Annotated in this window: 9 protein-coding genes; 3 read left to right on the forward strand and 6 right to left on the reverse strand. The window is 69.7% G+C overall.

The features are described from left to right. Positions 1-521 precede the first annotated feature (521 nt). On the reverse strand, positions 522-1,907 hold the full coding sequence (locus D7X32_RS28180; protein WP_244239221.1) for a hypothetical protein: 1,386 nt from the start codon (positions 1,905-1,907) through the stop codon (positions 522-524). 114 nt (positions 1,908-2,021) lie between these two features. Here D7X32_RS28180 and D7X32_RS28185 point away from each other — a divergent pair, with 114 nt between their 5' ends. Next, positions 2,022-3,647, forward strand: coding sequence for a hypothetical protein (locus tag D7X32_RS28185; protein WP_120605659.1), 1,626 nt, complete (start codon positions 2,022-2,024; stop codon positions 3,645-3,647). A gap of 27 nt (positions 3,648-3,674) precedes the next feature. Here D7X32_RS28185 and D7X32_RS28190 read toward each other — a convergent pair whose 3' ends face one another. Together D7X32_RS28190 and D7X32_RS28195 are read right to left on the reverse strand one after the other, a co-directional pair. After that, positions 3,675-3,965 carry a hypothetical protein gene (locus D7X32_RS28190; RefSeq protein WP_120605660.1) on the reverse strand — a complete coding sequence of 97 codons (291 nt, stop codon included), beginning with the start codon at positions 3,963-3,965 and terminating at the stop codon, positions 3,675-3,677. A gap of 26 nt (positions 3,966-3,991) precedes the next feature. After that, the gene (locus tag D7X32_RS28195; RefSeq protein ID WP_147450301.1) at positions 3,992-4,366 is read right to left on the reverse strand and encodes a hypothetical protein; all 375 of its coding nucleotides are present in this window, start codon (positions 4,364-4,366) and stop codon (positions 3,992-3,994) included. A gap of 240 nt (positions 4,367-4,606) precedes the next feature. On the opposite strand from D7X32_RS28195, the gene D7X32_RS46300 reads away from it, so the two are divergent. Continuing rightward, entirely contained in the window at positions 4,607-5,725 is a 1,119-nt protein-coding gene (locus tag D7X32_RS46300) for a hypothetical protein (protein WP_120605662.1), read from the forward strand. An 18-nt stretch (positions 5,726-5,743) separates the two neighbouring features. Here the strand turns inward: D7X32_RS46300 and D7X32_RS28205 are convergent, their stop codons facing one another. Beyond that, positions 5,744-7,108, reverse strand: a complete 1,365-nt coding sequence (locus tag D7X32_RS28205) for an FAD-binding oxidoreductase (RefSeq protein ID WP_120605663.1) — start codon at positions 7,106-7,108, stop codon at positions 5,744-5,746. Between the two features lie 203 nt (positions 7,109-7,311). Here D7X32_RS28205 and D7X32_RS28210 point away from each other — a divergent pair, with 203 nt between their 5' ends. Further along, entirely contained in the window at positions 7,312-9,828 is a 2,517-nt protein-coding gene (locus tag D7X32_RS28210) for a DNRLRE domain-containing protein (RefSeq protein WP_158625776.1), read from the forward strand. A gap of 65 nt (positions 9,829-9,893) precedes the next feature. Here D7X32_RS28210 and D7X32_RS28215 read toward each other — a convergent pair whose 3' ends face one another. Both D7X32_RS28215 and D7X32_RS28220 read right to left on the reverse strand, forming a co-directional pair. Then, a complete protein-coding gene (locus tag D7X32_RS28215) occupies positions 9,894-10,967 on the reverse strand; it encodes a fatty acid desaturase family protein (protein WP_120605665.1) in 1,074 nt (357 codons plus the stop codon). Positions 10,968-10,994: 27 nt separating this feature from the next. Beyond that, positions 10,995-17,390, reverse strand: coding sequence for a type I polyketide synthase (locus tag D7X32_RS28220; RefSeq protein ID WP_120605666.1), 6,396 nt, complete (start codon positions 17,388-17,390; stop codon positions 10,995-10,997). Positions 17,391-17,411 lie beyond the last annotated feature (21 nt).

Here is a 17,411-nt window from a genome sequence, read left to right on the forward strand (position 1 = left end):
GCAGGGGGATGGGGATTCGGCGGAGGGGTAGAACTGGGCACGGAGGTTCCGTTCTGGAGTGCGAGCGGCGTGGAGGGGGATGCCACGGCTGCACTAGCAATCGCGGGGCCGTTGATGCGGGCGCCGCAATCCCAGCAGGACGTCCGGAGATTCCGCTCGGAGCCTCCGCATCCCGCGTCCAGCGCGGACGCGAATGCGTTCCTCCAGATGCGATGCGTTTCACGTCGTGATACATGAAACATACCATCGGGTATGTCTTTAACGCCGCCAGCGAGACGGCTCAGGGGGCAGGTCCTCGGGGCGGGGGGGCGCGCGCCGTGCCCTGCGGATGCTTCACTTCGGGGTGACCTTGAGCAGCGTGGCGTCGGTGAGCAGGTAGAGGGCGCCCTCGGGGCCCCTACCGGAGCCCCCGCCGCGCGCAACGGAGGAAACCCGCGCGGCAGCGTGCTGTCCATGACGACGACACGGGCCGCGGGGTGGATGTCCCCGCGGCCCGCGCTTGCTTCAGGTGTGGCTTTGCATCACTGCGGCATGCTGAGCCGCAGGCGGAGCAGCGTCGCCTCCGTCCAGGCGCTCGCCTCCGGACCGCCGGAGGTGGCCTGCGCGTCCAGCGACGCGTCCACGGTGGCCTTCAGCCGGTCCGCGCGCGACGTCACCGCCGGGGCCAGGTCCGTCAGGATGTTGTAGGCGGGCGGAGCGGCGGCCAGGCTGAACAGCGAGTACATGTCCTGCACGTCGTTCATCACCGGCGCCACCTCCACGTTCAGCAGCGTGTCCTGGCCCGCCAGCACCGAGTCGTCGCCGTACAGTTGCGCGCGCAGGTGCTCGTCGTGCTCCACCGACAGCGGCAGCTCCAGCGCCACGTAGGTCTGCCACGCCAGCCACGTGCCCGTCAGTTGCTTCGACTGGACCTGCAGCGGGTCACCGCCCTGCGCCATCCGCGCCGCGATGGAGCCGTAGAACTGCTTCTGCTGGTCCTTGAGCACCTGCACCATCCGGGTGCGCACGCTGGTGCGCAGCGCGTCCGCCATGGGGTAGTTGGTGGGGGTGATGTTGCCCTGCACGTAGCCCCAGCGCTTCGCCATCCACTCCTGCGGGTTCTGGGTGTTGTTGGGGTTGTACGTGGGCCGGTCCACGCCGCGAACCAGGACGGTGAACTCCTGGCCGCCGGTGAAGATGTGGCCGTGGATCTTCTCCGACTTCACCGTGCTCGTGGCGGTGTCCCAGTACGTGTAGCGGACGTAGACGTTGGACTGCAGCCGGTACTTGCGCTCGTAGTAGCCGCCCAGGCCGGTGAAGACCTCGGAGTAGAGCTGCCAGCTGCCCTCGCCGCACAGGTCGATGTTGGCCCCGTCCACGTTCATGTTGTCCGCGATGAGCAGCGGGCGCAGCACGTCGTGGTTCCAGCGCGCCGGGTCCACGTACGGCGTGTCCGAGGCGCCGTTGCCGTCGTAGTCACCCCACTGGCCGCCCGCGCACGGCACGACGGGCTTCTCACCCTGCTTGAGGTAGTGCGTCGTCGGCTCCTGCTCCGGAGCGCCCCACAGGTCGATGCCGTACAGGCCCCGGTTGAGGTCGGTGCGCCACCCGCTCTCCGACTGCTCGATGAGCAGCTTCAGCGTGGCCCAGTCCGCCAGGTAGCGCGTGTGCAACGCGGCGAACAGCGGCTTGCCGATTCCCGTCAACGCCGTGTCCAGCTCCGTGCCGGCGTTGATGAGCAGCCCGTGCCGCGTGGAGAGCATGGCGGCGCCATGCACCGGCTGCTCCTCGAAGAGCTGCGCGTACGCCTCCGCGCCCGCCATCCAGTCCTTGGGGCTGGACAGCCGCCCCGTGGCGAGCATGGGCTGGCCCAACTGGTGGGGGAACTCCCGCAGGTAGTTGATAAGGAACTCCCCCTCGTGGGCCACCGTGGAGGGTTGCGGGTGGCCGTTCCGCTTCGATACGAAGCGCCCCGGGTTTCCTGGTCGTGAAGGTTGTCCTGACGGTGTGAGCGCGGGGCCGTGTGGGGTAGACACCGGCGCATGAAGAAGAAGCCTTCACGGACCCCTGTCAGCGACCTGCCCTTCGAAACACTCACCTGGGCCCAGGTGCGCGACGAGGTGCAGGCCCCCGACAGCCGCAATGACGACGAGGACCGTGTGCTCGTCCTCACCGGGAACGTCGTCATGCCGCACGACCTGGGGCTCGACTTCCGCCAGGGCATCTTCGCGCAGGATGACGAGGACGCGCCGCCTTTCGTCGGCCTCATCGTGCGCGGCGACCTCAACGTCGAGGGCTGCGTGCTCAACTGGGAGAACGACTTCGGTCCGTTGCTCCATGTGCACGGCAACCTCGTCGCGAAGAGCATTGCCATTGGCGGCACGCGGCTCCACGTCACCGGCGACGTGACGACCGGAGACCTGGTGGCGGTCTACAACCACGGCAGCGTCTTCGTGGGCGGCAACCTCAAGGCCCGCACCCTGGCTTCTCATTACGCCTTCCGTGTGACGGGAGCTGTCGACGCGCACCGCTACCAGGGGCAGGACTCGAAGGTGTTCGCGGTGGCTGGCGGGGTGGAGGACGCGGCGAATGCCTATGAAGCGAAGGGCGTCTTCATCCCGGCGCTGGTGCAGGACGGCCGCGTCTCGCTGGAGAAGGCGCGGGCCCTGCTGGCGGCGGGCAAGCCCATTGCCCGCGACGCGTTCACCAGCATCCGGGAGGCGTTCCGCCAGCTCGTCGCCAAGAAGCTCGCGGAGCCCGACAAGGTCAAGAGCCTGACCCTGGAGGACAAGGGGCTCACGTCCCTGCCGGAGGAGCTCTTCCTGTTCCGCAAGCTGGAGAAGCTCAACCTCCGCCGCAACAACCTCCGCACGCTTCCGGAGGAGCTGGGGCAACTCACGGAGCTGCGCGAGCTGGACCTGCGACTCAATGGCCTGTTGGAGCTGCCGGAGTCCATTGGCGAGCTCAAGAAGCTGCGGGTCCTGGACCTGGAGGCCAACTGCCTCTGGCGGCTGCCGGAGTCGCTCGCCGGATGCGTCGAGCTGCGGCGGGTGAACCTGATCAACAACCCCTATGCCTACGTCCGGCGGGCCTTCGGGAGCTGGCGGCAGGTCAAGCTCATGTTCGACTTCCCGGAGGTCCTCACGCGGCTGCCGAAGCTGGAGGTGCTCACCTTCGAAGGAACGCCGCTGCGCACGCTGCCGACGCGGCGCTTCGACAGCACGACGTTGAGCAAGGCCACGGTCCTCAGGTCGCTGGTAACGCACGTGGATCCAGAGCTGCACGCCCAGCTCCAGGTGGACGTGGAGCGCAGCCGGGAGAAGGCGGCGGCCTTTATCGGGTACTGGTTCCGTCCGGAGACCGTGGGGCAGGAGTCTTTCTACGACGCGAAGACGGACCGCTACGACTTCACGGACGTCCTCGCGTTGCTGGCGCTGCTCCTGCGCATCAACATCCCCACGGCGGCGCCTTATGAGGAGGCGCTGGAGAAGTTCCGGGCGCAGAGCCAGGCGATTGTCTGGTCCCTGGACCGGAACGGCGACAAGCCCCGGCATGTCCACGCGCTCTTCGGGGCGCTGCGCGACGCGCTGGGGCCGCTGGGCGAGCCGTATCCGGGCAACGCGCTCATCGTGGGCCTGCGTGACGTCTTCGCGGCCCGCGCCGGCTGAGCCAGGGCGCGGGACCGCGATGCCGCCCTACTTGCAGAACCAGCCGTTCTGCACCCAGCCCCACTTGTTCACGTGGCCATAGGCGAAGCCGTACGCCCATTGGCCGCTGGGCGAGTACTCCGTCACCTCCATCGTCTGTCCCGCGTACAGCGTGCCGATGAAGATGCCCGCGGGCGCGTCGCGGACATACAGGTCCTGCGCGCACACCGTCAGCCGCGAGCTGGCCCACGCCGGTGTCACCTGGAACGCCTGCCACGCGCCCACCGCGCACAGCGCGACGAGCGCCACGCGCGCGAGCTTCGTCTGGAGGGTCGTCATGTCCGTCCTCTTTTCGGGCATGGGGCTCAGAAGCAGCCCGCGATGGGGTTGTTGGGGCCGGCGCACCGGGTCACGCACGAGCGCAGCAGGTAGCCCCAGTCATCCGGTCCGTAATCCAGGATGACGGCCCACGACGCCGTGCCCGCGTCCTGCCGGATGCCGACCTTATCGCCGTAGCCGAGCACGCGGATGGGGTCGCGCGGCCCCGACGTCGTCGAGTAGTTGCCGTACATCGTCGCGCTCTGACAGGTGACGATGGCGTGGTCCGTGTAGACCGGCTGCGTGACGGTGCCCCGGCCCTCGTCCGGTGCGGTGTCCCCCGGGGCCTCGGGGCCACAGCCGGGCACGACCGCCAGCAATCCTGACACTCCCCACATGACGGCACTTCGCTTGAGGCTCATGGCGGCACGTCTCCCTTGCATGAATCCAATGGCGGATGGAGCTGTACGGCCTCGTGAGGAAGTCCGCCAATACGTGGATGTCTCGTTCCCGTCTGGCCTGATGACTTGAGACATCAGCTGGTGAATCGCGTCATCGGGCCACGCGCCGCGTCGAGTGGCGGCGCGTGGCCCAAGTGACTGATTTCACGAAAGGCCGCCGGGGCCTGGGGGCTGGCATGCGTCCTGCTCTTGGGTCCCGGCATGTCCATCTCCTCCCTGAACCGCGCGTCCTCCTTCCAGCCTCTGTCGAGCACCACCCAGGCCAGGCCGGCCGCCGTTCCGGCTCAGGGCGTGGTGGGCACCCCGGCGCAGCAGCCCCGGAACGACCTGCGGCGCATGCTCATGACCGACTCCTTCGAGCAGGGCCCGCGCCGGATGGGCGGCGCCTCCGGGGACTTCGAGAAGCAGTTGTCGGAGATGGTGGGCCAGCTCGCGCAGCTGGCGAAGCTCCTGGAAGCGCCGTCGTTGGGCGGCCTGGACCAGGGCGCGCAGGATTGTTTGTCCGCTCAGGGCGCTGAGTCCAAGGTGGGTGGCGTGGGCGGCGCGGCCCCGGTGCAGCAGGCGGCTCCCGCGGCGGCGGCTCCCGCAGCGGCGGCTCCGGCGGCGGCCCCGTCGGCTCCGGCAGCGGCTTCCCCGTCCCCGTCGGCTCCGTCGTCGGCGGCTCCCTCGGCCTCCACCGCGAGCGCGGCGGCTCCGGCGCACCCCACGTACAACAGTGACGCGGGCCCCGGCTTCGGTCCTCCGTCCGCCGGCTCCACGGAGCCCGCTCCCGCGAACGCGCCGTGGCTGGCCAAGAACAACGTCGGGTCGCCCTACAACAGCAACATGCAGCTCATCGACCCGGGCCAGAAGGACCAGTTCAAGTACACGAACACCTTCACCAACAAGACGAACGAGCCCCAGACCATCACGCTCTGGAACAAGACGGGCGAGAACGGCAACCCGAACGACGGGCAGAACTTCGACAAGAGCACGCCCAAGACCTTCACGCTCCAGCCCGGCCAGTCGCAGGTGGTGGCGTTCGACAGCAACAGCAGCGTGGCGTGGTGCGCGTCGAAGGACGGCTCGGCGAAGCCCGGCGCGAACTCCGGTCAGACGTGGGGCGAGGCGACGTTCGCGAACTCCGGCACGGGCTGGAGCGGCTTCGACACCAGCCAGATCAGCCCCGCGGGCCACAGCGGCAAGATGTCCATCACCAACGAGGCGACCGGGAAGACCGTGACGGAAGCCAACGCGTGGCAGACGGAGAAGGACGACCCCGCGCTCCACGACGTCGGCGTCCCCGCCGGTCCGCTGAACCTGAAGACGGAGCTCGGCTGACGTCTGGCCGGCCCGTGCTCACCCAAGGCCGAGCGCCGCCTTGCACGTCTTCGTGTACAGGTCCCGGAAGAGGTTGTCCGGGTCCGTGCGCTGCTTCACGGCCTGGTACGTCTCCTTGTTCCAGATGCTCCAGAAGGTCCGCGCGTCGTAGTAGTTGTAGGAGATGAGCGTCTTGGTGCCGTTGACGCGCTGGAGCTCGTCCTCCAGCTCCTTGTAGACGTTGCGGCCCGGCGGCTGCGGCATGCCGTACACCGCGAGGTCCAGGAACAGCGGGTCGTTCATCCCGGCCCACCATTGGGGCGTCAGCCACTCGTAGTCGCGCGTCCGCTTGAAGGGCACGCACCACACCGGGTAGTGCCGCATCTCGCGGTGGTACCAGTCCATGAACTCGGCCGAGCGCGAGAAGGGGACGAACACGTCCACGATGACCGGCGGGTCCTTCTTCGGCAGCAGCTGGTGGAAGCGGTTCGCCACCCGCAGCACGCTGTCCGAGTGGATCCACTTCCCGAACAGCGCCCGCGCGAGCAGGTTCCGGGGCCTCGCGTGGGTGACGCCCCGGTTGTAGCGGAAGAGGTAGTCGTACGTCGTGAGGTAGTCCTCGCTCCGGCGGGGAATGGTCTCGCAGTACGCCGTGAGCCATTCGTAGCGGTTCACGTACGGCGCCCGGTCCACGAAGTGACCCACGCACAGCACGTGCTTCGTGGGAGAGAAGATCTGCCCGTCCAGGTAGTCCGCGCCCGGCTCCTGGAAGTGCTGCCAGATGGCCTGCTGGAAGGACTCCAGCGTGGAGTGCGTCTCGTTCGTCACCCGCACGTACGGCGCGCAGCGCACGAGCCTGAAGCGGACCTTCGACAGGATGCCCAGCGTCCCGAACGAGCCGTGCATCATCTGGAAGAGCAGCGGCTGCTCCTGCGGTGAGCAGCGCAGGACCTCGCCCTTCGCGGTGATGACCTCGTACTCCAGACAGGTGTCGTGGAAGCCGCCCTGGCGGAAGGACATGGACTCGATGGAGCACCCCGCGATGGCGCCCCCGAGCGTGATGGTCTTGTGCTCGGGGACGATGAACGGGATGAGCCCGTGGGCCAGCGTCGCGCGAACCACGGAGTCGAAGGTGGCCGCGGGCTCCGCGGTGCAGGTCATCCCCACGGGGTCGATGTCGAGGATCTGATCCAGGTCCCCCAGGTCCACCTTCTCGTCGCCGCGCCGCGAGTCGAACCGCTTGGGGACGCTGTGCGGCGGGGACTTCTTCTTGAAGGACGCGGGTCCCTTTCCCTTCCGCTGACGCAGCTGCCGGGCGATGGCCTCGACCTTCGCTTCGTGCAGCGCGTGGACCCGGGGAGAGATGTCCACCCGGGGACCGCCTGTGACCGACTCCGTTCGCATCCAGCGCCTCCGTTGGGGGAAGGGTGGGGATGCCGCGGTGCAGGGTGAGCCCTCGCCTGTCGGTACGGGGCCTCCTCGGACGCCTGCCCCACGGGCGGGCTCAGCCTACTCCATTGGAAACAAATTTACGGGTCTGGCGAGAATTCCGTGTTTTTGGTCCGGAGGTGACTTGCCGGACCTTTCCCCTGGAACGGATCCCCCTGATGCCTTCGTTTCTTCCCTCGAAGTCCCGCCGCCGGGCGCCGCTCCTCCTGCCCCTGCTGCTGACCGTGGCGTGCGGTGACCTGCCGTCCGACGCGGGCGCCCTCTCCTCCGTGGACAGCTCCCTGGAGGCGCCCGTGACGGTGTCCTTCCAGGAGCAGGTCTCGCCGTCGGCCGCGTACACCGGTGTGTCGGACGCCACGCTTTCGCAAGACACCCCTACCGTCAACGCGGGCGCGGACGGGCTCCTGCGCCTGGACCGCGACTACCCCACCGGTTCGGGGAAGGTGACCAATGGCCTGCTTCGCTTCGACGTGAGCGCCATCCCGGCGAACGCGACGGTGCAGGCGGTGCGGTTGACCTTCAACGTGAGGAACTCCACGTCGGGAGAGGGCTTCTTCGTCATGGCGGCGGGCCGCTCCTGGAACGAGGCGCAGGCCACCTGGACGCTCGCGGCCACCGGTTCGCCGTGGAGTGGGCCCGGTGCGAGCGGCGCGGCGGACCGGGGCGCCACCTCCTTCGCCACGCTGCTGCCGGGCGCGACGGGCAGCTACGGCGTGGACCTCAACGCGGCGGGCATCGCGGCCGTGCAGGGCTGGGCCGCGAACGCGGCCACGAACCAGGGCTTCGTGCTGGACGCCAACACCAACATGGATGGGCTGGAACTGGACTCGTCGGAAGCCGCCACGCTGGCCAACCGTCCGAAGCTGACCGTGACCTACGCGTTGCCTGACGGTCAGGGCCCGGCGGGCAACCCGGGCCTCACCGGCCTGGACAACTCGGGCGCGACGATTCCGGACACGAACTACGCCATCCCCACGGGCGCCATCTTCCTCGCGACGAATGGCAATGACAGCAACGCGGGGACGCAGGCCGCGCCGGTGGCCACGCTCAACCGCGCCGTCGCGCTGGTGCCGTCCGGCGGGACCATCGTCGTGCGCGGCGGCACGTACCGCGACTGGCTCAACAACGGCGCGGGCAACTACAAGGTCGCGACGAAGCCCATGACCCTCCAGGCCTACCCGCACGAACAGGTCTGGTTCGACGGCACGGACGTCAAGCCGGCCTCGGCGTGGACCGCGGACGGCGCGGGCCACTGGTTCATGGACTGGAGCACGCCCAGCTTCTGCAATGGCGGCTACTACCTCTACAAGTACGACGCCCAGCCGACGACGAACACCGGGCCGTGCAGCCACTTCGACATGTATGGCGACCCGGCGAATCCCGCCGCGGGCGACCCGCAGATGGTCTTCATCGACGGGGCCTACGTGCACGAGGTGAAGACGCTCGCGGAGGCCACGCCGGGCAACTTCTTCTATGACTGGACCCACCGCCGCCTCTACATCGCGACGAACCCCACGGGCCTCACGGTGGAGGTCGCCGCGCGCCCCGTGGCCCTGGTGCTGGGCGTCACCGGCTATTCGCTGAAGGGCTTGGGCTTCCGGCGGTACGCGACGAACGAGTACAGCGGCACCACGAGCGCGGCGGTCTACATCGGCGCGACGAACTCGCTCGTGGAGAACTGCGTCTTCACGCGGATGGCGGCGGGGTCGCTCAGCATCAAGCCCCAGGGCGGCGTGGTGCGCCGCTCCGTCTTCGCGAACAACGGCTTCACCGCCGTGGGCTCCAACGGCTCCACCAATTCCTCCCCGGTCGTCGCGGACGGGCTGCTCCTGGAGGAGAACATCGTCAACGCGAACAACACGGAGCGCTTCGGCACCAACTGCTCGCGCTCGTGCGCGCAGGCGGGCGTGAAGATTGCCCACATGAATGGCTTCACGGTGCGCCGCAACGTCTTCGAGAACAACCTGGGCGGCGCGGGCTTCTGGTGTGACGAGGACTGCCGTGGCGGCGTCATCGTCAACAACATCTCCCGCAACAACAAGATCGGCATCTTCTACGAGGTCTCGGACACGGGAATCATCGCGTCCAACCTCATCTACGACAACACGTACGCGGGCATCCAGACGTGCTCGGCGAACACGAAGATCTACAACAACACCCTGGTGGACAACGCCGCCATCGACCTGTGGATCTACGACGACTCCCGCAACGAGCAGGACAAGCGGGGTTCGGACATCGGGCCGGACACCGCGAACGTGCAGGTGGTGAACAACCTCCTGTCGGGTGGGAACATCACCACCTTCAAGGCCTCGCGCTCGGACAACAACTTCACCAACACCGGGCCGAACACCTTCTTCACGGCGCTGGACTTCAACAGCTACTACCGCTCCGGCGGCAGCGGGAAGTCGCTGATCAACTGGGTGGACACGGGCGGCGTGAACTACACGTCCCTGGCCGCGATGCGGGCTGCCCATGGCTGGGAGGCCCATGGCCACGACCTCGCATCGGGTGGGGACCCGTTCTTCGTGAACCAGGCCCTGCGCAACTACGCCGTGCGCGCCTCCAGCCCCGCGTACCTCAGTGGCAGCCCCCTGCCCGCGGACGTGGCGCAGGTGCTCGGGGTGCCCACCGGCACGGTGACGAGCCGGGGCGCGTTGGACTGGCCGGGAAGGTAGTGGCCTCCGGACGGTGAAGGACGGGCCCGGAACCTCGCGCGGCTCCGGGCCCGGTCCTCGGCCGCTCAGGTGGCTTCGAGCCGCTGGCGCAGCTCCGTGGTGGTCAGCTCCGGGGTGCCGTCCCGGCCCATCAGCGTCTGGCCATCCGCGGAGTAGAGCGCCGGGCGCCGGTACAGCGTGCGCAGGGCGTGCAGGTGGGGATAGACGATGGAGGCCTGGGGGCTCAGCTCGCGCAGGTGTTTGCGCAGGAGCGGGGCGTACTTCGGGCTCTGCGCCGGGAAGATGTGGTGCTCCTGGTGGTAGCTGAAGTTGAAGTGCAGCCAGTTCATCACCGGGTGGGTCTCCACGCTGGCGGTGTTCACGAAGGGGTTGTCCGTCTCCTCCGACGCGGGCTGCATCCAGTGGTTGGTGGCGATGTAGATCATCAGCGAGACGTTCCCGATGAGCAGCGGGAGCACCAGCGCGTAGAACGCGGCCCGGGGCCCCAGGACCCACCCGAGCGCGACCCAGCCCGCGGTGACGACCAGCGTGAGCACGCGCTCCCGGGCGCGGTGCATGTGCACGTGCTGGAAGCCGGGCAGCCGGCAGTGGTGCCAGAGGAAGGCCTGGCCCTGCGCGGTGAAGAAGACGCTGAAGCTGATGAAGCTCAGCCAGTGTCCGGAGCCGGGGGACATGGCGTGGAACAGCTTCGCGAACCCCTGGGTGTGCCAGTCCGTCCTGCGCGGCAGGATGTCCGGGTCGCGCACGTGGACGTTGGCGGCGCTGTGGTGGGCCTGGACGTGCCAGGCCCTCCAGTTGCCCGGCGTCACCAGGAAGGGCGCGAAACCCACCCAGCCCAACAGGCTCTCCAACCTCCGGCTGTGGAACACCGAATGGTGCAGGGCTTCATGCGCCGCGAGCCCCACGGCGGTGATGAGCTGGCCCAGCGCGAAGGCGATGAGGAGGCAGGCCCAATGGGGCAGGGTCCAGGTGCCGAGCACCCAGATGAGCGCCGCCTCCACTGGCACGAGGCAGAGCGCCACGATGCCGCGCAGGGGTTGGCGTTCGAAGGCCTCCGGGGGAAGCACGCGGCGCAGCTCCGAGCGGAGGCGCTTGGCTTCATCCGGCGGAAGGGGAAGGGAAGGAGCGGAATCGGTCATGGCGGGTGCCTGGGCAGGGAAGGGGTTTCAGGCCATGGGGCGGGCGATGCCGCCTTCGATGAGCATCCTCAGGCGGCCGGCTTCGTCATGCGCCGCCACGGTGCCGCACTGGAGCAATTCCCCCTCCACGCGAGGGGCGAGCGCCTTCAGCGTGAGGCGGCGGGGAGCACTGGTGCTTCCAGCCACCAGGTCCCGGTCGAACGTGGCCCGCTGGACGCCGACGGGGGCGAACACGTCGCTCGACACGCCCTCCACGTGCATCGCGCTCAGGCGCAGGGCCGCGTCCAGCACGAGCGCGGGCACGCCGTGGCCCGCCTGCCGTGGCACCTGGGGTAGCCCGAGCCGCGCGAAGCGGGCGTCCTGCTCCAGGCGGATCTCCTCCAGGCAGTCGAACATCCTGCGCAGTTCGATGGGGGAGCCCGCTGCGCAGTGCGGGTCGTGCACGGACAGGCCATGGCCCGAAGCGCGGGCAGCGTCCAGCTGCGGCGAGGTCCGGGGCGGCTCCGCTGTCAATGTGAAGCGGGCCTCGGCGTAGACGAGGTCGCGCTCCAGCACCACGCCGGAGGCATGGACGACGTCGCCCGTCAGCTTGACCTGCACGCTGTGTTGGCCCGGGACGTCGGTCAGTGGCGTGCACTCTGCGCGCAGGGACTGCTGTCCGCCCGGCTTCACGCGGATGAAGCGTGAGAACCGGACGTCTTCGATGGTGACGGTGCGCAGCTCGGGGCGCGCATCGTCCAGGGCCGCCTGGAACATCAGGTCCAGAGCCCAGGCGCCGGGCAGGGTGGGGGTGCCCCGGACGAGGTGATCCTCCAGGCACGGGATGCTCGCCGCGTCGACCGTGAGCTCCCGTCTCGAAGGACGGGGCGGCTCCGGTGGGCGCGTCGGCGGGGTGAGCACCTCCAGGCCGTAGAAGGTGCGCTCGCTCTCGGTGAGCTGGACGTTGATGGGTTGGATGGGCTGTCCGTCCACCAGTTGGAGGAAGAGCGCCTCGCCCTCTTCGGCGCGGATGCCACGCAGCCGGCGGCTGGCTCCGAGCACGCGGTACTCCGAGCCGCGCGTCATGCCGATGCCGTCCCACGCCAGCCAGCCCACGCTGCACCACTGCACGTCCTGGCGCGCGTCGCTGACCCAGGAGCAGAGCCGGTCCAGTGCTTCATTCGCCGCTCCGTAGTCCGCCTGTCCGTCATTGCCGATGTAGCTGAACGCGGAGGTCAGGACGTGGAAGGGCACGGGAGCCGGGAGGCGGCGCGCGCAGGCCTCGCGCAGGTTGCGCAGTCCCAGCAGCTTGGTGTCCAGCGTGCTCCGCAGCTCCGTGAGCCGGCGGCGGTTGAGCTTCTTGGAGACCTGCGTGCCCGCGCCGTGGACCACCAGGTCGAGCCTTCCGTGTTCGCGGATCAGTTCTTCCACCACCCGGTCCACCTCCTCGGGACGGGTGACGTCCGCGGCGCGGTAGGTCATCTGGCCGGGAAGCCTCGTGAGTCCGTCGAGCGTGGCCCGCAGTTCACGCACGGCCAGGTGGCGTTCGAAGCGTGAGCGCAGGGCGGGCATCCGCACGGTGTGGTCGCGGGCGAGCTCGGAGGCGTAGAACTCGCGCTCCACGGCGCCCAGTTCCTCGTCGCGTGCCTGGAGCACGCGCTCGGGAGCGTCGGACGGATCGCTGCGTCCCAGCAGGACGACCTTGCAGCCGTACCGCTTGAGCAGCGCTCCGGCGAGGACGGCCGTCACTCCGCGCCCTCCGCCCGTGAGCAGGACCACGGATCGGGAGTCGAGCGCCGCGGCGGGCCGTGCCGGGACCTCCGTGGGTTGGAGCAGCCGGACGCAGCGGACGGCGCCGTCGAAGCAGACTTCGACAGGAGCGGTGTCGTCGCTGGTGCCCAGCTCGGACGCGACGTGGTCGAGCGCCGTGAGGAGCGGGAGCGGGGTCGTGGCGATGGCCCGGATGCCGCGCGCCGGAACCTCGCGGCCCAGGGACTTGAGCAGGCCCGCGAAGAGGCCGGTGACGGGGTGCAGCGTCCGGCGCGGACCGACGCCGCCGATGCACAAGCTCGCCAGCGTCACCGTGCCGGCGGTCAGTCCCGCGTAGGCACGGCGAGCGGACAGGAAGAGCAACTCCAACGCCTCGTGACGCAAGGCCGTGTCCGAGACCACCGAGGACTCGCCAGCGCCGGATTGAATCCGGCTGACCGCGACGATGACCTGTGGCTCGAAGCCGAGCGCCTCCAGGCCTGCCTCCGCCGTCTCCTCCCGCGTGAGGTCGATGCCGTGGATCCGCGAGCCCGCATCGGTGGCGCCCGCGTGGAGGATGCGGAACTCGGGGCCGCAGGTGTCCTGTGCATGTGCCGAAAGCTCACGGGCCAGGGCCTCGTCCTGCGCGATGAACAGCACCCGCCGGCCGCGCAGAGATGACGGTCCGGCCGTCAGGGCCGCTCGCTCGACGAGCACCGGCGCGTGGTAGCGAATGGGGGCCGAGTGGTCGAAGCCGTCGGATGCCTCCGGGACGGGCGTGGGGGCCACCTCCTGGCCGACGTGGTGGTCCAAACCTGTCCGACTGTCGGACAGGTTCGTGCGCTGTGCCGCCTCAGGGGGGCCAGGCTGGGCACTGAGTCCAGGACGAAGCTGGAGCGCCAACCGTGCGCCGGTCGCGGCATCCGGATGGAACCGCAGCGTGGTGGCCTGTCCCTCGGCGGCGGCCTGCACAGCGCGGAGCACCGCCTGTGCTTCCCTGGCGGAGTGGGGTGGCAGCGTGACGCCCGGGCCAGGACCGGAGCCCGCCTCTTCGGACCACCGCAGGTGGCACAGTGGCTTCAAGCCTCGCGCTTCCGCCTTCGCGGCCGTGGTCACCGCCAGCATCGCCATGCCCTCTTCGGGCACGGACTCGGCGGGACCTTGTCCCGGTCGCCGCACGTGGGCGCTGCCCACGAGCACCAGCTCGAACCCGCTCGCCAGCAGGGCCCTCGAGGCCCGCAGCGACGCGGCCAGCGTGCCGTCCCCCGCGTCCACCACGAAGTTCGGTCCCTTGGTGTCGAGCACTCCCGCCACCCGCCCCGGGGTGACGTTGGGCATCATTCCCTGGAGCGTGTAGGGGCCGGAGGGCCGCAGCGCGCCGACCGCCGCATGCAGGCGGTCCACCAGCGGCAGGAGCCGCGCGGAGTCCGGGGCCCGCTGGATGTGCTCGCGCAGCCTGCGCCGCGTGGAGTCCGCCAGCACGCGCTGCGTGGCCTCCACGCCCCGCCGCGTCTTCCCTTCCAACCCCAGGACGATGGCCGTCCCCGTCCGCAGCGAATCGAAGGCCCCCAGCTTCTTCACGACGTCGCTCGCGACGATGAGCCCCAGGTGCTGCGTGAGGTCCATGTCCTCGGTGATGTCCGGCAAGAGCCGCACGGACGCGGGCAACCGCACTCCCCGGGCGTCGAACCGCGCCTCCGGGAACATCCCCTCCGCGGCCACCACCACCATCTCCGTGTCCGCCGTGGACACGGCCCTGGCACGTGGCTCGACCGTGCCGCCCCGGTACTCCTCCAACACCAGGTGCGCGTTCGTGCCGCCAAAGCCGAAGCCATTCGTGGCCGCCCGGCGGGGATGGTCCCCGTTCTCAGGCCACGGCTGCTCCCGCGTGCTCACCTCGAAGTCCGGCCCGAGCGCACGCAGCCCCGCGCCCGGACGGTCGAAGTGGGACTGCGGCGGGAAGCTCCGGTGCTCCAGCGCCTTGCACAGCTTGATGACCGAAGCCGCGCCCGCGGCCCATCCAACGTGGCCAATCAGCGCCTTCACGCTGGCCAACTGGAGGCCCTTCCGCTTGCCGCCGAAGACCCGGCCAATCGACTGCAACTCGGTGGTGTCCCCGGCGGGCGTGGCCGTGCCGTGCGCCTCGATGTACTGGATGGACGCCGGTTCAACGTCCGCCGCCGCGTAGCAGGCCTCCATCGCCGCGACCTGTCCGTCCGCTCGCGGGACGTTGGCGGAGCTGCTGCGCCCATCGCTGGAGAGCCCCGCGCCACGGATGACCGCGTGGACCTTCAGCCCCGAGGCCACGGCAGCCTCCAGGCGCATCAGGCCCACCACTCCCGCGCCCTCGCCGAAGATGACGCCATCCGCGCGCTCATCGAACGGCCGGCTCCCCGTCGCGGAGAGCCCCTTGAACTGGGAGAACAGGCAGCTGTTCCCAGGCCCCGGGGAGAACACCCCGCCCGCGAGCACCAGGTCGGCCTCGTTGCGTTCCAGCGCCTTCATCCCCAGCGCGATGGCGTAGAGCGAGGACGCACAGGCCGCATCCAGCAGCATCGTGGACACGCCCGGGCCCACCACGTCCGTCACCACCGCCTGGAGGGTGGCGTGCGGCGCCAGCTGGGAGGACGTGGCGGTGACACCCAGGGCCTCACGCATCAGCGCGGAGAACTCCCGCGCCGTCTCTCCCCGAGCACGGAGCAGCGCTTCTCCCGCCTCCAGGCACAGCGCGTCGTCGTACTCGGGCGAGCCGTCCGCGGTGGATCCGAGCAGGCACTGGATGCGTCCAGGCGCGCGCGGCGCGGTGGACCGCAAGGACTCCATCGCCTGGCTGAGCGAAATCGCCAGCAGCCGCTGCTCACGGCCATAGCGCTGGAAGCGGTCCGGCGTGATTCCCGGGGGCGGCACCAGGTCGCTGTCGAGGACCCGCCCGGTGAGCAACGTGTACGTGCGGTCCGGAGTCACCGCCGGGCCCACGAAGTCCACGACCTGGTCCGTATGGCTCAGGCCCGTGTCGACGATGCCGCTGATGCCCCGCTGGATGTTCCTCCAGTACGTCTCCGGATCCTTCGCGCCACCCGGAAGCATGCAGCCCAGGGCCACCACCGCGATGGCCGGAGCCCCGGCCGCCGCATCCCGAGCGACAGGCGTCACGGCCGGAGGGCTCACGGGCAACGCACGGTCCAGGGACGTCAGCGCCACGGACGTGTCCGAGGGGAGGATCCGCTGGACGATGCGCGTCAGCCGTCCCCCCGTGCCGCAGTCCACGAACCGGGCGCACCCCGCGCCCACCAGCGCCTCCACCGCACCGGGGAAGTCGAAGGGACGCACCAGGTGGGACGCGAGCGCCCCCGCCAGCTCGGTCCGGCCACCTCCGTACACCCGCCGCTCGATGGGCGAATAGATGGCCCCCCGCGCCGGATGCACCGTGAGGTCCGCGAGGCTCGCGCGGAACGCGGCGACCGCGGGCGCAAGACTCGGGTGATGGAACGGGTAGCGGCTGGAGATGAACGTGAAGCCCTTGCCCTGCCGCTCCAGGAACGCGCGCAGCCGCTCCAGTTCCTCGCGAGGCCCCGCGACTACCGTCTGCCGCGAGTGATTGCGGCCCGCGACCTCCAGGGTCCGGGCCCCACTCTCCGCCACGGCCCGGACGGTCTCCGGCTCCGATAGCGCCACCGCCGCGAGCGTGCCCAGGTCGTCCGGCACCGTCCGCAGTGCCCGGATGCGGCGGCACACCACCTCCGCGCCCGTGCGCAGGTCCAACGCTCCGGCCGCGGTCATCGCCGCGATCTCCCCGAAGCTGTGCCCCACGAACACGTCCGGCCGAGTGCCCTGGCGCTCCATCCACCGCGCCCCCATCACTCCGCACAGGAAGATGCCGAGCTGATCCAACAGCGGCGCCGCGTCCAGCGCCCGGCCCACCTGGGCGACGTCCTCCGCCGCGAGCAGCGGATCCACGTCGATGCCCTGCGAACGGCACGCCTCCGACACCGCCCGCAGCTCCTCACGCAGCTCCGGCTGGAGCGCCTTCAACTGGAGGAAGAGCGCAGGCTCGAACGTGCCCTGTCCCGCGAACAGGAACGCCGTGGCCTGCGCGGGCAGTTGGAAGCCGGGCTCGCGCACCGGTTCGGGAAGGGTGACCGTCCGGGAGACACCGCGCGGCGAGCTGTCCGCGAGCAGGGTCCTCGCCAGCGCACGCACGGCTTCCGGGAACAGCGCCTGGACGCCGCCACCTCCCTGCAAGGCGAGGTCGCGGAAGCTCTTCGGGCCCACCGGCTCATGGAGCGCCGCCAGGGATTCGAAGCTGCGCTGGAAGGACTGCGGGAACGCGCGCAGCGTGCCCTGCCGGTCCGCGCAGAGCACGGTCTGGTAGCCGCAGGCCACCGGTGTGCCGTCGCTCTTCAACGTGCGGAAGCAGAAGCGCAGCGACACCTCGCCGCGCTCCTCCAACGACGTCAGCACGACCAACCGGTCCCCCAGCGCCGCCGGGGCGAGGTTGCGCGAATAGCCCTCGTAGGTGAGCAGGAGCACCTGGTCGAAGTCGCGCCGGAACTCGGGCACCTCGAAGGCGTGCGGACTGAAGAGCAGGTGCTCCCGGCCCGCGCACTGGAACTTGAAGTTGGTGAGGAAGTGATGGCTCCCGTAGGCCATCGTGTCATCGAAGTGGATGTCGTACGGGACGGCGAAGAAGTCCATGGTGGTGGCTCCCGGAAGAAA

Source organism: Corallococcus carmarthensis (genome assembly GCF_003611695.1).
In the GTDB taxonomy this organism is placed as follows: domain Bacteria; phylum Myxococcota; class Myxococcia; order Myxococcales; family Myxococcaceae; genus Corallococcus; species Corallococcus carmarthensis.

Coding starts and splice junctions, on each gene's coding strand:
- D7X32_RS28185 (WP_120605659.1), top strand. CDS start 2,022: ATGAAGAAGAAGCCTTCACGGACCCCTGTCAGCGACCTGCCCTTCGAA.
- D7X32_RS28190 (WP_120605660.1), bottom strand. CDS start 3,965: ATGACGACCCTCCAGACGAAGCTCGCGCGCGTGGCGCTCGTCGCGCTG.
- D7X32_RS28195 (WP_147450301.1), bottom strand. CDS start 4,366: ATGAGCCTCAAGCGAAGTGCCGTCATGTGGGGAGTGTCAGGATTGCTG.
- D7X32_RS46300 (WP_120605662.1), top strand. CDS start 4,607: ATGTCCATCTCCTCCCTGAACCGCGCGTCCTCCTTCCAGCCTCTGTCG.
- D7X32_RS28205 (WP_120605663.1), bottom strand. CDS start 7,108: ATGCGAACGGAGTCGGTCACAGGCGGTCCCCGGGTGGACATCTCTCCC.
- D7X32_RS28210 (WP_158625776.1), top strand. CDS start 7,312: ATGCCTTCGTTTCTTCCCTCGAAGTCCCGCCGCCGGGCGCCGCTCCTC.
- D7X32_RS28215 (WP_120605665.1), bottom strand. CDS start 10,967: ATGACCGATTCCGCTCCTTCCCTTCCCCTTCCGCCGGATGAAGCCAAG.
- D7X32_RS28220 (WP_120605666.1), bottom strand. CDS start 17,390: ATGGACTTCTTCGCCGTCCCGTACGACATCCACTTCGATGACACGATG.